The 15,909-nt window shown below is 43.4% G+C and carries 9 protein-coding genes and 1 pseudogene; 3 read left to right on the plus strand and 7 right to left on the minus strand.

The features are described 5' to 3' along the window. Window positions 1–3: 3 nt before the first annotated feature. From CAL7507_RS01140 to CAL7507_RS01160, 4 genes and pseudogenes are all read right to left on the minus strand, one after another. Window positions 4–447, minus strand: coding sequence for an arsenate reductase ArsC (locus CAL7507_RS01140; protein ID WP_015126572.1), 444 nt, complete (start codon window positions 445–447; stop codon window positions 4–6). A gap of 231 nt (window positions 448–678) precedes the next feature. Then, a pseudogene (locus CAL7507_RS01150) lies at window positions 679–873 on the minus strand (MerR family transcriptional regulator); the annotation flags it as partial. Between the two features lie 209 nt (window positions 874–1,082). Beyond that, entirely contained in the window at window positions 1,083–1,589 is a 507-nt protein-coding gene (locus CAL7507_RS01155) for a hypothetical protein (protein WP_015126575.1), read from the minus strand. A gap of 216 nt (window positions 1,590–1,805) precedes the next feature. Beyond that, complete coding sequence (locus CAL7507_RS01160) at window positions 1,806–2,315, minus strand: hypothetical protein (RefSeq protein ID WP_015126576.1); 510 nt, start codon at window positions 2,313–2,315, stop codon at window positions 1,806–1,808. A gap of 336 nt (window positions 2,316–2,651) precedes the next feature. Here CAL7507_RS01160 and CAL7507_RS01165 point away from each other — a divergent pair, with 336 nt between their 5' ends. From CAL7507_RS01165 to CAL7507_RS01175, 3 genes are all read left to right on the plus strand, one after another. Then, the gene (locus tag CAL7507_RS01165; protein ID WP_015126577.1) at window positions 2,652–4,820 is read left to right on the plus strand and encodes a heavy metal translocating P-type ATPase; all 2,169 of its coding nucleotides are present in this window, start codon (window positions 2,652–2,654) and stop codon (window positions 4,818–4,820) included. Window positions 4,821–5,324: 504 nt separating this feature from the next. Then, complete coding sequence (locus CAL7507_RS01170) at window positions 5,325–11,966, plus strand: HAMP domain-containing protein (protein ID WP_015126578.1); 6,642 nt, start codon at window positions 5,325–5,327, stop codon at window positions 11,964–11,966. A gap of 291 nt (window positions 11,967–12,257) precedes the next feature. Beyond that, the gene (locus CAL7507_RS01175) at window positions 12,258–14,318 is read left to right on the plus strand and encodes a response regulator (protein WP_015126579.1); all 2,061 of its coding nucleotides are present in this window, start codon (window positions 12,258–12,260) and stop codon (window positions 14,316–14,318) included. Window positions 14,319–14,329: 11 nt separating this feature from the next. Here CAL7507_RS01175 and psbV read toward each other — a convergent pair whose 3' ends face one another. The 3 genes from psbV to CAL7507_RS01190 all read right to left on the minus strand — a co-directional run bounded on the left by psbV (window position 14,330) and on the right by CAL7507_RS01190 (window position 15,759). Continuing rightward, on the minus strand, window positions 14,330–14,821 hold the full coding sequence (psbV, locus tag CAL7507_RS01180) for a photosystem II cytochrome c-550 (protein ID WP_015126580.1): 492 nt from the start codon (window positions 14,819–14,821) through the stop codon (window positions 14,330–14,332). A gap of 229 nt (window positions 14,822–15,050) precedes the next feature. Continuing rightward, window positions 15,051–15,197, minus strand: a complete 147-nt coding sequence (locus CAL7507_RS01185) for a photosystem I reaction centre subunit IX / PsaJ (RefSeq protein WP_015126581.1) — start codon at window positions 15,195–15,197, stop codon at window positions 15,051–15,053. Window positions 15,198–15,279: 82 nt separating this feature from the next. Then, window positions 15,280–15,759, minus strand: coding sequence for a photosystem I reaction center protein PsaF subunit III (locus tag CAL7507_RS01190; protein WP_015126582.1), 480 nt, complete (start codon window positions 15,757–15,759; stop codon window positions 15,280–15,282). Between the last annotated feature and the right edge of the window lie 150 nt (window positions 15,760–15,909).

The raw sequence follows: 15,909 nt of genomic DNA on the forward strand, positions 1-15,909 counted from the left end.
CTTCTATTTAGAGTATTCCAGGGCATCACGTCTTCCAGCTATGTATGCCAACATTAGCTTACTTATATCATCACGAACCCGGCGAAATATTTGCAACTTTTCTGCTTCAGTTCCTATTGCTTCTGCGGGATCAGGAAAGCTAAAGTGATGGCGTTTAACAGCCGAAGGTAAGGAAGGGCAACTTTGATCAGCATGATCGCATACAGTGATCACTGTATCAATCTTTTTGTCTAAAAACAGATTGAGATGTTTACAAGAGTTTTGGGAAATATCTATCCCGATTTCTTCCATGACTTTCACAGCCAAAGGATGAACTTTTGCGGCTGGGTTCATGCCTGCACTCTGTGCTGTTAATAAATCATCTCCTAGCTCTTTTAAAAACCCTTCTGCCATTTGGCTGCGGCAGGAGTTACCTGTGCAAAGAATTATAAGCAATGGTTTTTCCATACTTAAATTTGAACTAAAAAAATATAATACTTGTTAGAAGTATAGCTTTTAAAAAATATAGTGGTTTCAGGGAAAACACCACAATAAATTTTTATCTTAGGTTTGTTAGACCGAGGATAACCTTTTTTTAACCTTATATCTTGTTGACCAAAAAGTGCTGTTAGCGGTAGTGGGGCGTTAAATAACATGCAGATACTTTAGCCGCACTCCTTTGCGGATGTGATTGATTTAAAACCCTTGCTGCTTCAAGGCGACAATACGTTGCCACCTGATGACATCTTGCTGATTGTAAAGGCAATAGTTGCTAGGCGATCGCGTTGGTTGCGGCAATAACCCCAGTTGATGATAATGCCGCACCATCCTGGGAGTCAAATTACCACCAACTGCATCTGTAAGTTCTTTGATAGTTAAGTAACCAGCATTCATAATTTATAGACTACAGTAGTCTGTTTCTTTGATTTTGCAGGGTTAGTAGTGTTTAAATCCCCGACTTCTTCCAGAAGTCGGGGATCTCACAGCCCATTATAATTAATGGGACAAACCATTAGTACTCTGTCTCTTTGGGAAAAGACTGTTTCACCAAATTGCAATCTGTTGTATCTACTCAGGATGAATTTTGAAAAAGGATGATAAAATTATTTGACAATGCTCAACTGATAAGCACCCTCAATTTTGATTTTGGAAAGATAATTAGCAGTTGCACCTTGAGGTAAAGTTAATATCAAAACAACTGGTGTGGCTTGAGCAAAATTAATTTTTTTTACCTGACGATCAGGCATCCCTGGAGTAGCATAGGCATTAAATTGTGAAAATTCATTCCCATCTTTATCTTGAATACTAACTGTTGAAACTACTCCATTACCATTTGTAGAACCAGCATCAATATCCAGGGTAAGCTTTAATTCCCCAGGTCCAGCAATGAATGTGTAAAAGTAGGTTTTTGGTTCCTTATGCAAACCAGTTGCGGAGATGACATTAGTAGTCAGATTTGTTGGTGCATCTCTATCTGTTGATTGTGCATTTGCTGGTGTAATTTGGGAAGTAAGGAGAATTACACCAGTAGCTATGCAACTGAGAAATATTCCGGCTGAAAATGGAAATTTATCTTTAGTGTGGCGCTGGTGTAAGTTCATTGTGGACATGAGATAACTCCGAAATTTTGTAGCAGTAATTTGTTGAGCGTGTAATTGAGGTCTATCAACCCTGTGTCAATAGCTTTATATTGATGTATATGATTGATTTTTTGGTTTTATGCAGTGCATTCTGATTTTTTACACAAAACTTTTAATTTCCTACCATCATACCAGCATTACTGTATACTCCTTTTCCCTAACGGTATGAAATAGCCGATGATTATACTATTTGATAATAGGCGGAGGAAATACTTGTAAGTCGATATTGTTAGGAAAAGGGTAATTTATAGTTTGACTACCACTTATCCCATTAGTCTGAGCGATAATTTGAAAAGAACTAGCTCCATAAGGTCTGACATATAAATCTCTGTTGAATTCAGGCAATTGTATACTATAACTACAACCGTTATCAATGTTGTTACCTGTAGCGTTAACTTGAGCTAAATTCTTTTCAGTAGAGTTAAAAAATTGACCCTCAACAGGTTTTGTAGGAATGAATTCTTTCAGAGTCACCTTAATTTGACTGCAAGAAATTGCACCAATTCTTTCTGTGCCTTTCACTATATTCCCTTGAATTGTGACAGTATTTTGAACTCTTTTAATTACTTGATATTTTTGAGCTAACTGTATAGTTTGCGTTGGTTGAGCGTTCGCTATGGCTGTAAAGCTCGCTAACACGCTACATGTCAAAGTTGCAATCAAGGTTGGCGAAATATATAATTTCATCCAGGACATAGGACATCTCCGATATTTTATAGCAGTGAATGTTTGTGGATGACCAGAATCAGGTCTATCAATTCCGTGTCAACGGCTTTATGTTGATATATATGATTGATTTTTTGGTTTTATGCAGTGGGCGGAATATTTTTCCATGAGAAAGATGATGGCGATAGTTGCTGGGCTTCCTTCACACGTGTCAACTTAAGCTCTAATGCCTACCCCACAAGCGTTTTAGCCCTCCCCTTGATAAGCTACGGTGTATACAGAAGTCGAAGTATTGCATCCGATTACGCTTGACATTAACATTGATGTCAAGGTTTAGGGTAAGAGAGTCTAAGACTGGAAATTCTTATGCTTTACCCGCAGCGTTTAACCCAATTCACCAAAGAACACGCAGATACTTTAGCGGCGTTGCTTTGTGGATTGTTATTATTTTTGGGTTGGTTGGCGTTACATCTTGGCGCTTTGGGATGGGCGTTACTGCTGTTACCTGCGGCTTATGTGATTGGTGGTTACGAAAGTGCGCGGGAGGGACTGACTACTCTAATTAAAGAAAAAGAACTGGATGTAGATTTGCTGATGATTGTGGCGGCTGTTGGTGCTGCTAGTTTGGGTTTATGGCGTGGCGAATATCATTTAATTATAGATGGGGCAATTTTGATTCTCATCTTTGCTATTAGTGGTGTACTGGAAGACTACGCGATGCAGCGCACTGAAAAAAGTATTCGCAGCTTGATGAGTCTGACACCGGATACAGCAATGGTTTTGCGTCAGGGAAGGGAGGAGATGCTAGCCATTAGCGAACTGCAAATAGGGGATGAAATTGTTGTCAAGCCAGGGGAGCTAATTCCTACTGATGGTGTCATTGTGTCAGGTTACAGCACTATTAATCAAGCCGCGATCACAGGAGAATCTTTACCTGTAGAGAAGACGGTAGGTGCTGAAGTTTTTGCAGGTACGATTAATGGTTATGGGGCGCTGAGGCTGAAAATTCACAAACCAGCCGCGAGTAGCTTAATTCAGCGGGTGATTCGCTTGGTGGAACAAGCACAAACAGAAGCACCGCCTTCGCAACAGTTTATTGAACGATTTGAGCGGGGATATGCACGGGTAATTGTAGTAGCGGGGATTTTGCTGGCTGTTTTACCGCCGTTTGTTTGGGGTTGGGATTGGGAAACGACGATTTATCGCGCTTTGACTTTTTTGGTGGTGGCTTCTCCCTGTGCGTTGATGGCTGCTATTATGCCGACACTGCTTTCGGGAATTGCTAATGGTGCGAAACAGGGGATTTTATTTAAAAATGGTGCCCAGTTAGAGAAGATGGGCAAAGTTAGGGCGATCGCATTCGATAAAACTGGTACTCTGACAACGGGACAGGTAGAAGTTTGTCGAGTCATTGCTCATGGTGAATACTCGCAAGATGATGTATTAAAAGCAGCAGCATCTCTAGAATCTAGTTCTGAACACCCCATTGGTAAGGCAATTGTCCAAGCAGCTACTGATGTGGATTGGGTACATGGGGTTGAAGTGCAAGCTATCCCTGGTAAGGGAATTGTGGGGATTGCTGAAGACCAAAAGGTGATTGTGGGCAATGGGGCTTTTGTACAGGAGTATGTTGGAGAGTTACCGCCAGATTTGCAGGAATTGGCGCAGTCTTTGGAGATGGAGGGGAAGACTGTTGTTTGGGTAGCAGCCGAGAGATGCGATGAAATTTATGCATTGAAATCTAAGACGTTGCATATTTATGGGGTAAATGCCTCACGCAGAGGAGGACACTTGCGTGCGGGGGTTCCCCCCGTTGAGCAAAGTGTCCGTCGCGCAAAGGCGCAAAGGAAATTACATAAAATTGTCGCCTCCTCATCCTCTGCCTTGCATATTTATGGGGTGAATGCCTCACGCAGAGGCGCAAAGGCGCAAAGGAAATTACATAAAATTGTCGCCCCCTTGTCTCCTGCCTCTTATCAAATAATGGGTATAATCGCTATTGCTGATACGGTACGATCTGAGGCGGTGGCGATGATTCAGCGGTTGCGGCAGATGGGAGTTGAGGAAATCGTGATGATTACTGGCGATAATCAAAGAACTGCTGATAGTGTTGCTAGGACGGTGGGGATTAAGCAGGTATATGCAGAACTTTTGCCAGAGGATAAGCTGGGTGTGATTCGCAGTTTGCAGCAAAAGTATCAAACTGTGGCAATGGTGGGTGATGGGATTAATGATGCACCTGCTTTAGCACAAGCATCTGTAGGGATTGCAATGGGAATCGCTGGTAGTGATGTGGCTTTGGAAACCGCAGATATAGTATTGATGGCAGATAGATTAGAAAAAATTGCTGTGGCGATACAATTAGGGAGGCGATCGCACTCTATAGTCAAACAAAATATTGTCGTCGCTTTGGGTTTTATTATCTTGCTGTTGATGGGTAATTTCTTGGGAAATGTTAACTTACCCCTTGGTGTGATTGGTCATGAAGGCTCAACAGTGTTGGTGACTCTCAGTGGTCTAAGATTGCTGAAATAAGCTAGTACAAAAAGGATGAAGTATGAAGTATATACTGTAAGCTTTTTGTTGTTTTAGAATGGTAGCTTTATTTCCGCTGTGCTAGGCTATTTTTGTCATTTGTCATTTGTCGTTTGTCGTTTGTAAAGGCCAAAGTTTGCGTCGTTACGACCGAAGTTTGTGTCGTTACGACCGAAGTTTGTGTCGTTACGACCAAAGTTTGTGTCGTTACGACCGAAGTTTGTGTCGTTACGGCCAAAGTTTGTGTCGTTACGGCCGCAAGTTGATTTGTTATATCAAGTCTCGATAAGCTGACACACCCGCCCTGAGCGGAGTCGAAGGGCTAATAGGCAAAGTTTACTCAAGTAAACTGAGGATTAAGTGAGAATTTTAGTAATCTTTAGATTACTTTTACTATGAGACTCAGAATTCATTCTGAGGCGGGATATGGGTTTTACGTTTGACACCAATACTCCCCATTCCCAATTCCCAATTCCCCATTCCCAATTTCTTAAGGATTAGGCTATGACAACCGAACAGTTAACCAGAGATAGCGATAATCTAGATTTAAGACAGTTACTAACAACCCTGACTGCCGTTAAACATGGTGACTTTTCTGTTCGGATGCCCATAGACCAAACTGGTGTAGCAGGGAAAATTGCTGATACTCTCAACGCTATTATTGACCAGAATCAGCAGATGGCAGTGGAGTTACAGCGGATTGGTAATGTTGTCGGGAAAGAGGGAAAAATCACTGAACGGGCAACTCTCGGACATGTTCGCGGTTCATGGTCAGATTGTGTGAATTCTGTCAATACTCTAATTACAGATTTAGTTCAACCAACATCGGAAACTACTCGTGTGATTCGGGCTGTAGCTAATGGCGACCTTTCCCAAACCATCGCCCCAGAAATTGAAGGCAGACCGCTACAAGGAGAGTTTCTCCAAACTGCTAATATTGTTAACACGATGGTAGATCGGCTGGGTTCCTTTGCCTCGGAAGTAACGCGGGTAGCCCGTGAGGTGGGAACGGAAGGGAAGTTAGGTGTGCAAGCTGAAGTCTTAGGAGTTGCAGGTACTTGGAAAGATTTGACTGATAACGTCAACTTGATGGCGGGGAATCTCACCGGACAAGTGCGGAATATTGCGGAAGTAGCGACAGCGATCGCAAACGGTGATTTATCGAAGAAAATTACCGTAGATGTCAAAGGCGAAATTCTGGAGTTGAAAAATACCGTCAACACAATGGTAGATCAACTCAATTCCTTTGCCTCGGAAGTGACGCGGGTGGCGCGTGAGGTAGGAACAGAAGGGAAATTAGGCGTACAAGCAGAAGTTCGGGGTGTGGCGGGGACTTGGAAGGATTTGACTGATAACGTCAACTTGATGGCGGGGAATTTGACAGCCCAGGTGCGGAATATTGCGGAAGTGACAACGGCGGTGGCGAATGGCGACCTTTCTAAGAAAATTACTGTTGATGTGAAGGGCGAAATTCTGGAGTTGAAAAACACCGTTAACATCATGGTAGATCAACTCAACTCTTTTGCATCAGAAGTCACAAGGGTGGCGCGGGAAGTTGGCGCAGAAGGTAAACTAGGCGGTCAAGCGGAAGTCCGAGACGTGGCGGGGACTTGGAAGGATTTGACTGACAGTGTGAATTTTATGGCGGGAAGTTTAACAGCGCAGGTACGGAATATTGCGGAAGTGACCACGGCTGTAGCAAATGGCGACTTGTCTAAGAAAATTACTGTTGATGTGAAAGGTGAAATTCTGGAGTTGAAAAACACCATCAACACAATGGTGGATCAACTTAATTCCTTTGCATCAGAAGTTACCAGAGTTGCCCGTGAGGTGGGGACTGAAGGAAAATTAGGCGTACAAGCGGAAGTCCGAGGGGTGGCGGGGACTTGGAAAGATTTGACCGACAACGTCAACTTGATGGCGGGTAATCTCACCGGACAGGTGCGAAATATTGCGGAAGTGACAACGGCGGTGGCGAATGGCGACCTGTCTAAGAAGATTACTGTCAATGTGAAGGGCGAAATTCTGGAGTTGAAAAACACCGTTAATATTATGGTGGATCAACTCAATTCTTTTGCAAGTGAAGTAACGAGAGTGGCGCGGGAAGTGGGCGCAGAAGGTAAGTTAGGCGGACAAGCAGAAGTTAAGGGAGTGGCTGGAACTTGGAAGGATTTAACTGACAGTGTGAACTTCATGGCGGGAAGCTTGACAGCCCAGGTGCGGAACATTGCGGAAGTGACAACGGCGGTGGCGACTGGCGACTTGTCGAAGAAAATTACTGTTGATGTCAAAGGCGAAATTCAGGAACTGAAAAACACCATCAACACGATGGTGGATCAACTCAACTCCTTTGCAAGTGAAGTGACAAGGGTAGCTAGGGAGGTGGGGAGTGAAGGGAAGTTAGGTGTCCAAGCCGAAGTCCGGGGGGTGGCGGGGACTTGGAAGGATTTGACTGATAGTGTGAACTTCATGGCGGGAAGTTTGACAGCCCAGGTGCGGAACATTGCGGAAGTGACAACGGCGGTGGCGACTGGGGACTTGTCGAAGAAAATTACTGTCGATGTGAAAGGGGAAATTTTGGAGTTGAAAAACACTATTAATACAATGGTGGATCAACTGAGTTCCTTTGCATCGGAAGTGACAAGAGTTGCTAGGGAAGTGGGAACAGAAGGGAAGTTAGGTGTGCAAGCGGATGTCAAAGACGTGGCGGGGACTTGGAAGGATTTGACCGACAGTGTGAATTTCATGGCGGGAAGTTTGACAGCCCAAGTACGGAATATTGCCGAAGTCACAACAGCGATCGCTAATGGCGACCTTTCTAAGAAAATTACAGTAGGGGTGAAAGGCGAAATTCTGGAGTTGAAAAACACCATCAATATTATGGTGGATCAACTCAACTCTTTTGCTAGTGAAGTTACCAGGGTTGCGAGGGAAGTGGGGAGTGAGGGTAAGCTGGGTGTGCAAGCAGATGTGCGCGGTGTGGCTGGAACTTGGAAAGATTTGACTGACAGTGTGAACTTCATGGCGGGAAGTTTGACAGCCCAGGTGCGGAATATTGCTGCTGTCACCACCGCTGTAGCAAATGGCGACCTCTCCAAGAAAATATCAGTGGATGTGAAAGGGGAAATTTTGGAGTTGAAAAACACCGTCAATACAATGGTGGATCAACTCAACTCCTTTGCAAGTGAAGTCACCAGGGTGGCGAGGGAGGTGGGAACTGAGGGTAAATTAGGTGTACAAGCAGAAGTCAAGGGAGTGGCTGGGACTTGGAAAGATTTGACCGACAGCGTAAATTTCATGGCGGGTAGCTTGACAGCCCAGGTGCGGAATATTGCGGAAGTCACCACCGCTGTAGCAAATGGCGACCTCTCGAAGAAAATCACCGTCGATGTCAAAGGCGAAATTCTCGAACTCAAAAACACCATCAACACAATGGTGGATCAACTTAACTCTTTTGCATCAGAAGTCACCAGGGTGGCGCGAGAGGTGGGAACAGAAGGTAAACTCGGCGCGCAAGCTTATGTCAGAGGTGTGGGCGGTACTTGGAAAGACTTGACTGACAACGTCAACTTGATGGCGGGTAATTTGACAGCCCAGGTGCGAAATATTGCGGAAGTCACCAAAGCAGTGGCGAATGGCGACCTTTCCAAGAAAATCACCGTCGATGTCAAAGGCGAAATTCTGGATTTGAAGAACACCATCAACACAATGGTGGATCAACTGAGTTCCTTTGCATCAGAAGTAACGCGGGTGGCGCGAGAGGTGGGAACGGAAGGAAAGTTAGGCGGACAAGCTTTAGTGCAGGGTGTGGCTGGAACTTGGAAGGATTTGACTGATAATGTGAACTCAATGGCGGGTAACTTAACTGCACAGGTACGCGGTATTGCCAAAGTCGTGACAGCGGTGGCGAATGGCGATTTGAAACGCAAACTGATGTTAGATGCTAAAGGAGAAATTGAAACCCTAGCAGAAACCATCAACGAGATGATTGACACCCTCGCAACATTTGCCAATCAGGTGACTACAGTCGCGAGGGAAGTAGGAATCGAAGGGAAGTTAGGCGGACAAGCTAAAGTCCCTGGGGCGGCGGGGACATGGCGAGATTTGACGGATAATGTGAATGAACTCGCTGCTACCCTGACTACACAGTTGCGGGCGATCGCCGACGTGGCGACAGCTGTAACTAAAGGTGATTTAACCCGTTCCATTGCGGTTGAAACCCTAGGGGAAGTAGCCATCCTCAAAGACAATATCAACCAAATGATCGCCAACCTCCGGGAGACAACCCAGAAGAATACCGAACAGGATTGGTTGAAAACTAATCTGGCTAAGTTTACTCGGATGCTGCAAGGACAGCGAGATTTAGAAACCGTATCTAAACTGATTCTCTCAGAACTCGCACCCTTAGTAGGAGCGCAACACGGTGTATTCTACTTGATGGAAGGTGTAGAAAGTACAGCATATTTGAAGTTGATCAGTACTTACGCTTACCGTGAACGCCGACATTTAGCTAGTCGCTTCTACTTGGGTGAAGGTTTAGTAGGACAATGTGCTTTAGAAAAAGAACGGATTTTGCTCACGGAAGTACCCAATGATTACGTCAAAATTACCTCCGGTTTAGGAGAAGCGACTCCACTCAACGCTGTGGTTTTACCCGTCCTATTTGAAGGACAGGTGACAGCGGTAGTTGAATTGGCTTCATTCCGCCGCTTTAGCGAGATTCACTTGACATTCTTCGATCAACTTACCGAAAGTATAGCGATCGTCCTCAATACGATCGCCGCTTCCATGCGAACTGAAGAATTACTCAAGCAGTCGCAATCCCTAGCTGAAGAACTGCAAACCCAGCAAAACGAACTCAGAGAAACCAACAAGCGCCTCGAACAACAAGCCCAATCACTCAAAACCTCAGAAGACTTACTCAAAGGACAGCAAGAAGAATTACAACAAACCAACGCCGAATTAGAAGAAAAAGCCGAGTTGTTAGCCCTACAAAAGAAAGAAGTTGAGCGCAAAAACCGCGAGATTGAACAAGCTAGACGTTCTTTAGAAGAAAAAGCCGAACAACTAGCACTGTCATCAAAATATAAATCAGAGTTTCTCGCCAATATGTCCCACGAACTGCGGACACCACTAAACAGCTTGTTAATTTTAGCTAGGCTGTTGGCAGATAATGTCGAGAGCAATTTGACTAGTAAGCAAGTAGAATACAGCCAAACGATTTACTCAGCAGGTACTGACTTGTTGGCACTGATTAATGACATCCTCGATCTAGCCAAGATTGAATCGGGAACTATGTCAATTGACATGACCCAAATGCCATTGTCAGAGTTAAGTGAACAAATTGAACGCACCTTTCAACACACAGCCAACAACAAAAGACTTACCTTTACAGTAGAATTGGCACCTGAATTGCCCAGAACTATTTATACTGATGCCAAACGCCTACAACAAGTATTGAAAAACCTGCTCTCTAACGCATTTAAATTTACAGAAAGTGGAGAGGTAGCCTTACGAATTGAGGTCGCACAACAGGGATGGAGCTTCAATAATAAAAGCTTAAATCGTGCCCAGACTGTAATTGCCTTCTCTGTGAGGGATACAGGGATCGGTATTGCCCCTGAAAAGCAAAAAGTGATTTTTGAAGCGTTTCAGCAAGCTGATGGCACTACTAGCCGCAAATACGGCGGTACAGGTTTGGGTTTATCCATTAGCCGCGAAATTGCCCACCTCTTCGGCGGTGAAATTAAACTCGTTAGTCAGATTGGTCAGGGAAGCACATTTACGTTCTATTTACCACAATTTAGTATTGATTCAACATCAAGACCACTCACTACTCCTAACCCAGCACTCCACACTCCGCACTCCACACTCCGCACTCCACACTCAGCACTCAGCACTCAGCACGGGCTAAACGCCCCGCTACCGCTAACAGCACTCATAGAAGACGATCGCACTTCCATTGTTGATGATGATCACGTACTGCTAATTGTAGAAGATGATATTCACTTTGCCCGGATTTTGCTTGATATCGCCCGCCAGCAAGGATTCAAGGTGATAGCTGCCCAAAATGGTAGCGTAGGTTTAAGGCTAGCACAACAATATCAACCCACAGCGGTGTTGCTAGATATCCGTTTACCAGAAATGGACGGTTGGACGGTGTTAGACCGCCTGAAACATGACCCCAATACGCGACACATCCCCGTACACATCATGACAGTTGAGGAAGGGAGACAGCGCAGTTTGCAATTGGGAGCGATCGCATATTTGCAAAAACCCGTCACTAGCGAGTCAATCTCTGATGCATTGACTAAAATTAAAGATTTTGTTGAGCGTCGCGTCAGGAGTTTGCTAGTAGTTGAAGATAACGAAATTCAACGTCATAGTATTGTCGAGTTAATTGGTAACAGTGATGTCGTTACTACCGCTGTCAGCACTGGCGCAGAAGCAATAGCAGCCATCCGCTCTCAGCCTTTTGATTGTCTGGTTCTCGATTTAGGCTTACCCGATATGTCTGGGTTTGAGCTGATTGAGCAGATTAAACAAGAACCAAATGGTGTAGCATTGCCAATTATCGTCTACACTGGGCTGGAAGTTTCCCCAGAGCAAGAAACTGAACTCAGACGGATAGCAGAGACAATTATCATTAAAGATGTGCGATCGCCCGAACGTCTCTTCGATGAAACAGCATTATTCCTGCACCGCGTCCAAGCAAACTTACCCGAATCCCAGCGCCAACTCCTAGAACGACTACAATTAATAGACAACTCACTCACCAACAAAAAAGTCTTAATCGTAGACGACGATATCCGTAACATCTTCGCTCTTACTAGTATGCTAGAGCGCTATCAAATGCAGATTTTATATGCTGAAAACGGCAGGGATGGTATTAACATATTAGAGAACACGCCAGATATTGATGTGGTTTTAATGGACGTAATGATGCCAGAAATGGATGGTTACGACACCACACGTTTGATCCGTCAAAACGAGCGATTTAAAACCTTGCCAATAATTGCACTCACCGCTAAAGCCATGCAAGGCGATCGCGAAAAATGCATGGAATCAGGCGCATCAGATTACATCACCAAACCAGTAGATATTGAACAATTACTCTCACTGTTGCGTGTTTGGTTCAGTAGGTGATTTGGCAGGAGTCAAGGGTCAAGAGTTAATAGTTGCTTTCTCCTAATACCTATTGCCTATTGCCTATTGCCTATTCCCTATTCCCAATGCCCCATGCCCAAAATATCTAACTTTAGATAGTTGCAACAATATATGTCAATTAAAAAGTCTAACTTAAGATAGTTACAATGCTGCATACTAAAGCTAGAAAGTTGTTAACGAAATATCAACAGTTATCAGCTTGTTCACTGATAACTGATACTTCGGCTGCGCTCAGTACAAGTAACTGTTCACTGATAACTGAATTCCCCTATGGTATCTGATGCGAAAGTAAATATCCTCCTAGTTGATGATCATCCGGAAAACCTACTGGCTTTAGAGGCGGTGCTTGAAGACCTTGGTCAAAATCTTGTCAAGGCTACATCAGGTACTCAAGCTTTGAGGTGTTTGCTTAATCAAGATTTTGCGGTGATTTTACTTGACGTGCAAATGCCAGAGATGGATGGCTTTGACACAGCAAACTTAATTAGACAACGAGAGCGATCGCGCCACGCTCCGATAATTTTCTTAACCGCATTTAGTACCAGCGAATCGATGGTATTTAAAGGGTATGCAGTGGGAGCAGTAGACTACCTTTTCAAGCCAATTGATGCGGAAATATTAAAATCTAAGGTATCCGCATTTGTGGAATTGTTTCAAAAAACAGAAGAAGTAAAAAAACAAGCAGAAGAACTGATAATTACCAATACTCAACTGCGAAAAAGTGAAGAACAATTCCGCTCTTTAAGTGCTTGCTCACCTGTAGGTATTTTCTTAATAGATATCGACGGACATTGTACGTATACAAATCCCCGTTACCAAACTATTTTGGGGGTCACTGCTGAGGAAAGTTTAGGAGAGGATTGGACGCGATCGCTGAGTCAAGCAGACCAAGAAAAAGTACTGACAGATTGGATTAATAGTACCCGTGCAAGTCAAGAATATTCACGAGAGTTTGAGATAGTTAATCGCGCAGGAATTGTGCGTTGGGTAAATATCCGCTCATCACCAATGCTTTCTGATGAGGGCGAAGTCATCGGCTATGTTGGTACAGTCGAAGATATTAGCGATCGCAAACTAGCTGAAGCAGAACGCGCTAAACTCATCCGTGAACAAATAGCATTAAAAGAAGCGGAAGCCACAAACCGCATGAAAGATGAGTTTTTAGCTACCCTTTCTCACGAACTCCGCACACCTTTAAACTCAATCCTGGGTTGGTCTAAACTCCTCCGCACTCGCAAATTAGATGAAAAAGCCATTGCGCGTGCTTTAGAAACAATCGAACGCAACGCACATTTGCAGGAACAACTCATCGAAGATATTTTAGACGTTTCCCGAATTATTCGCGGCAAATTAGTTTTAAATTTTTGCTCCATCAACTTAGTATCTGTAATTGAAACAGCCGTAGACACCGTACGTCTGCAAGCTGAGGCGAAAAATATTCACTTTGACTTCGTGGTTACACCCACCGCCTCATCCCCCTTGACTATCCTCGGTGATCCCGACCGCTTGCAACAAGTTGTTTGGAATCTCCTCTCGAATGCGATCAAGTTTACCCCCGAAGGCGGTCAGGTAGAAATTAGGCTATCAATTGTCCGTGATGAAGATATACCAAATCACTACGCACAAATCCAGGTAAAGGATACGGGTATTGGGATTAAACCAGACTTTCTCAAACATGTTTTTGAGCGCTTCCGTCAAGCTGATGGCAGCACCACCAGGAGCCAAACTGGATTAGGATTAGGTTTAGCGATCGCTCGTCATTTAGTAGAACTGCATCAGGGAAGCATCCATGCAGACAGCCCTGGAGAAGGACTAGGCGCGACTTTTACTGTCAAGTTACCCCTGCCAGAATTAGATGAAACTACCACTGCAGAGGCTGCTATCTCCACCAAAGAAGCCGCAAAAACAATAGATGCAAACCCTGCTGCATCTTTTAACGAATTACCCCTTGACAAATTGCATTTAGTAGTAGTGGATGATGACGTAGATACACTACATTTTATTACCATAGCCTTACAAGAGTCTGGCGCTCAAGTAAAGGCAGTTTCGTCAGCTAGCGAAGCACTCCTAGAAATTCAAAAAAACCAATCGGATATCTTGATTAGTGATATTGGTATGCCTGAAGAAGACGGCTATACACTGATTCGCAAAGTGAGACTCCTTGCACCAGAACAAGGAGGGCAAATTTTAGCGATCGCCTTAACAGCGTATGCTAGAGAAGAAGATGCAAGAGAAGCGATCAACGCAGGCTTTAATATGTATGCCTCTAAACCCATAGAATTAACTACATTAATTAATATGGTGGCAAAACTAGCAGGACGAAACTGCTAAACTGTGAGGCATTAATAATAAATCTTACCTCCTCCCCATTTATTCCCAACAACTTTCGGTTGCAAGAGAATATGACCAGCGACAGCTACCAAGTCATCATTCGTCAGATTTCTCATTCCTACGAAAATATCTGCACTCTTAATACTGGGATGTAATTCGGAAATTTCCTCTTCTCCATCATAAGTAGTAGGATTTTTCATGTAATCCACCAACCCTTGAATGTTATTACGGTTTGGTGTTGCTAATGCCAAAGATGCTGATTCAAGTCCCACATTTTGGTTTGTCTTAGTAACTCCCCCAGCATGACATTGAGAACAAGCGTAATTAAATAAACGTTTACCTTCTTTAATTTGTTTCAGGTTGAGTACAACGGTATCACCCTGATTATTTAATGCCACTGTCCGGGTTGCTGAATTCAATTCTACCGCTGTCGCATTACCGACAAGAAACTGGAACGCCAGCAAAACAGTAGCCAAAACAACACCAATTATTTTTCTAACCATGTTTCCCTTAAATATTTTGATGCTTAACACTGTTAACTATCTTCTATTTTTATCGTTAAATAAAAATCAGAAACTTTTTTTATTTTTGAAAAAATCTAAGTATCTGTAGTAGGGTGGGCATTGCCCACCAAAACCTGGATCTGCTGGGCATTACCCACCCTACGTGTCTATTTCTATTTTTATAGTTAAATAAAAATAGAAATAGACTGCTATTTAATTTTGATCAGAGTTACGGTAGAGGATGGAAAAAAGTCCCATATTGTAACCCAGGAAAAATGTAATTCAATTCAATGAAAATTACTGCTAAAACAATTACTGCCAAGGTAGCAACTACAGGAAGCATTGTGAAATATTTCAACAAATAACGTGGCTCCATGTTTCTCTCCTAAAATAACTAAGTTTGCATTAACAAGATGACAGGCGATAGTTAATCACAAATCATCAACTGTCAATAGCCTTTAGCGAATTGAAATCGGAATTTCTTCATCCTTATTGACTAAGTCACCACTGAGAAATTCTTTAACTGCTGAGGCTGGCCAAAAGAAAGCCGTGATCATACATTTGACGAACAAAGGTATATCGATAAATAGTTCTTTTTCTTCTGGGGAACCAAGCTTTTGAATTGCCCGCAAATATGAACGACCAGTCCAGCCAATCCAACCAGCAATGTAGAGAAATATCACTATGGGAGTCAGCACATCAAAGGCAAGGCTGAAGCGGTCAAGAACTAAATGAGGTAAACCATCCTCACCACAAAGTAACCGAGAATAAGCCTTTAATGGTTTTGTCGTGTAATAACTATCCGCAGCACTTTGCACTCTTTCTACAAATGCAGATGATTCGCCACAAGGTACTAATGTAGTGTTCTCTGCTAAAGCCGTAGGGGCAATATTAAGCCAGAGAAAGATTACCAAAATCAAAGCAAATATTTGTTTCATAATTTCGTCTTTTGTTTAGTAGTAGAACCTATGCATATATCACAGTCAAAGTATAGAGCGTGACGCTATAAGTCTTGAGTCTATATACAGAGTTTTGTCGTAGCATCACACACCATAAAAATATAGGAATCCGATTTGATTATTGAAAAA

This window comes from Calothrix sp. PCC 7507 (assembly GCF_000316575.1).
GTDB lineage: Bacteria > Cyanobacteriota > Cyanobacteriia > Cyanobacteriales > Nostocaceae > Fortiea.

Coding starts and splice junctions, on each gene's coding strand:
- CAL7507_RS01140 (WP_015126572.1), bottom strand. CDS start 447: ATGGAAAAACCATTGCTTATAATTCTTTGCACAGGTAACTCCTGCCGC.
- CAL7507_RS01155 (WP_015126575.1), bottom strand. CDS start 1,589: ATGTCCACAATGAACTTACACCAGCGCCACACTAAAGATAAATTTCCA.
- CAL7507_RS01160 (WP_015126576.1), bottom strand. CDS start 2,315: ATGTCCTGGATGAAATTATATATTTCGCCAACCTTGATTGCAACTTTG.
- CAL7507_RS01165 (WP_015126577.1), top strand. CDS start 2,652: ATGCTTTACCCGCAGCGTTTAACCCAATTCACCAAAGAACACGCAGAT.
- CAL7507_RS01170 (WP_015126578.1), top strand. CDS start 5,325: ATGACAACCGAACAGTTAACCAGAGATAGCGATAATCTAGATTTAAGA.
- CAL7507_RS01175 (WP_015126579.1), top strand. CDS start 12,258: ATGGTATCTGATGCGAAAGTAAATATCCTCCTAGTTGATGATCATCCG.
- psbV (WP_015126580.1), bottom strand. CDS start 14,821: ATGGTTAGAAAAATAATTGGTGTTGTTTTGGCTACTGTTTTGCTGGCG.
- CAL7507_RS01185 (WP_015126581.1), bottom strand. CDS start 15,197: ATGGAGCCACGTTATTTGTTGAAATATTTCACAATGCTTCCTGTAGTT.
- CAL7507_RS01190 (WP_015126582.1), bottom strand. CDS start 15,759: ATGAAACAAATATTTGCTTTGATTTTGGTAATCTTTCTCTGGCTTAAT.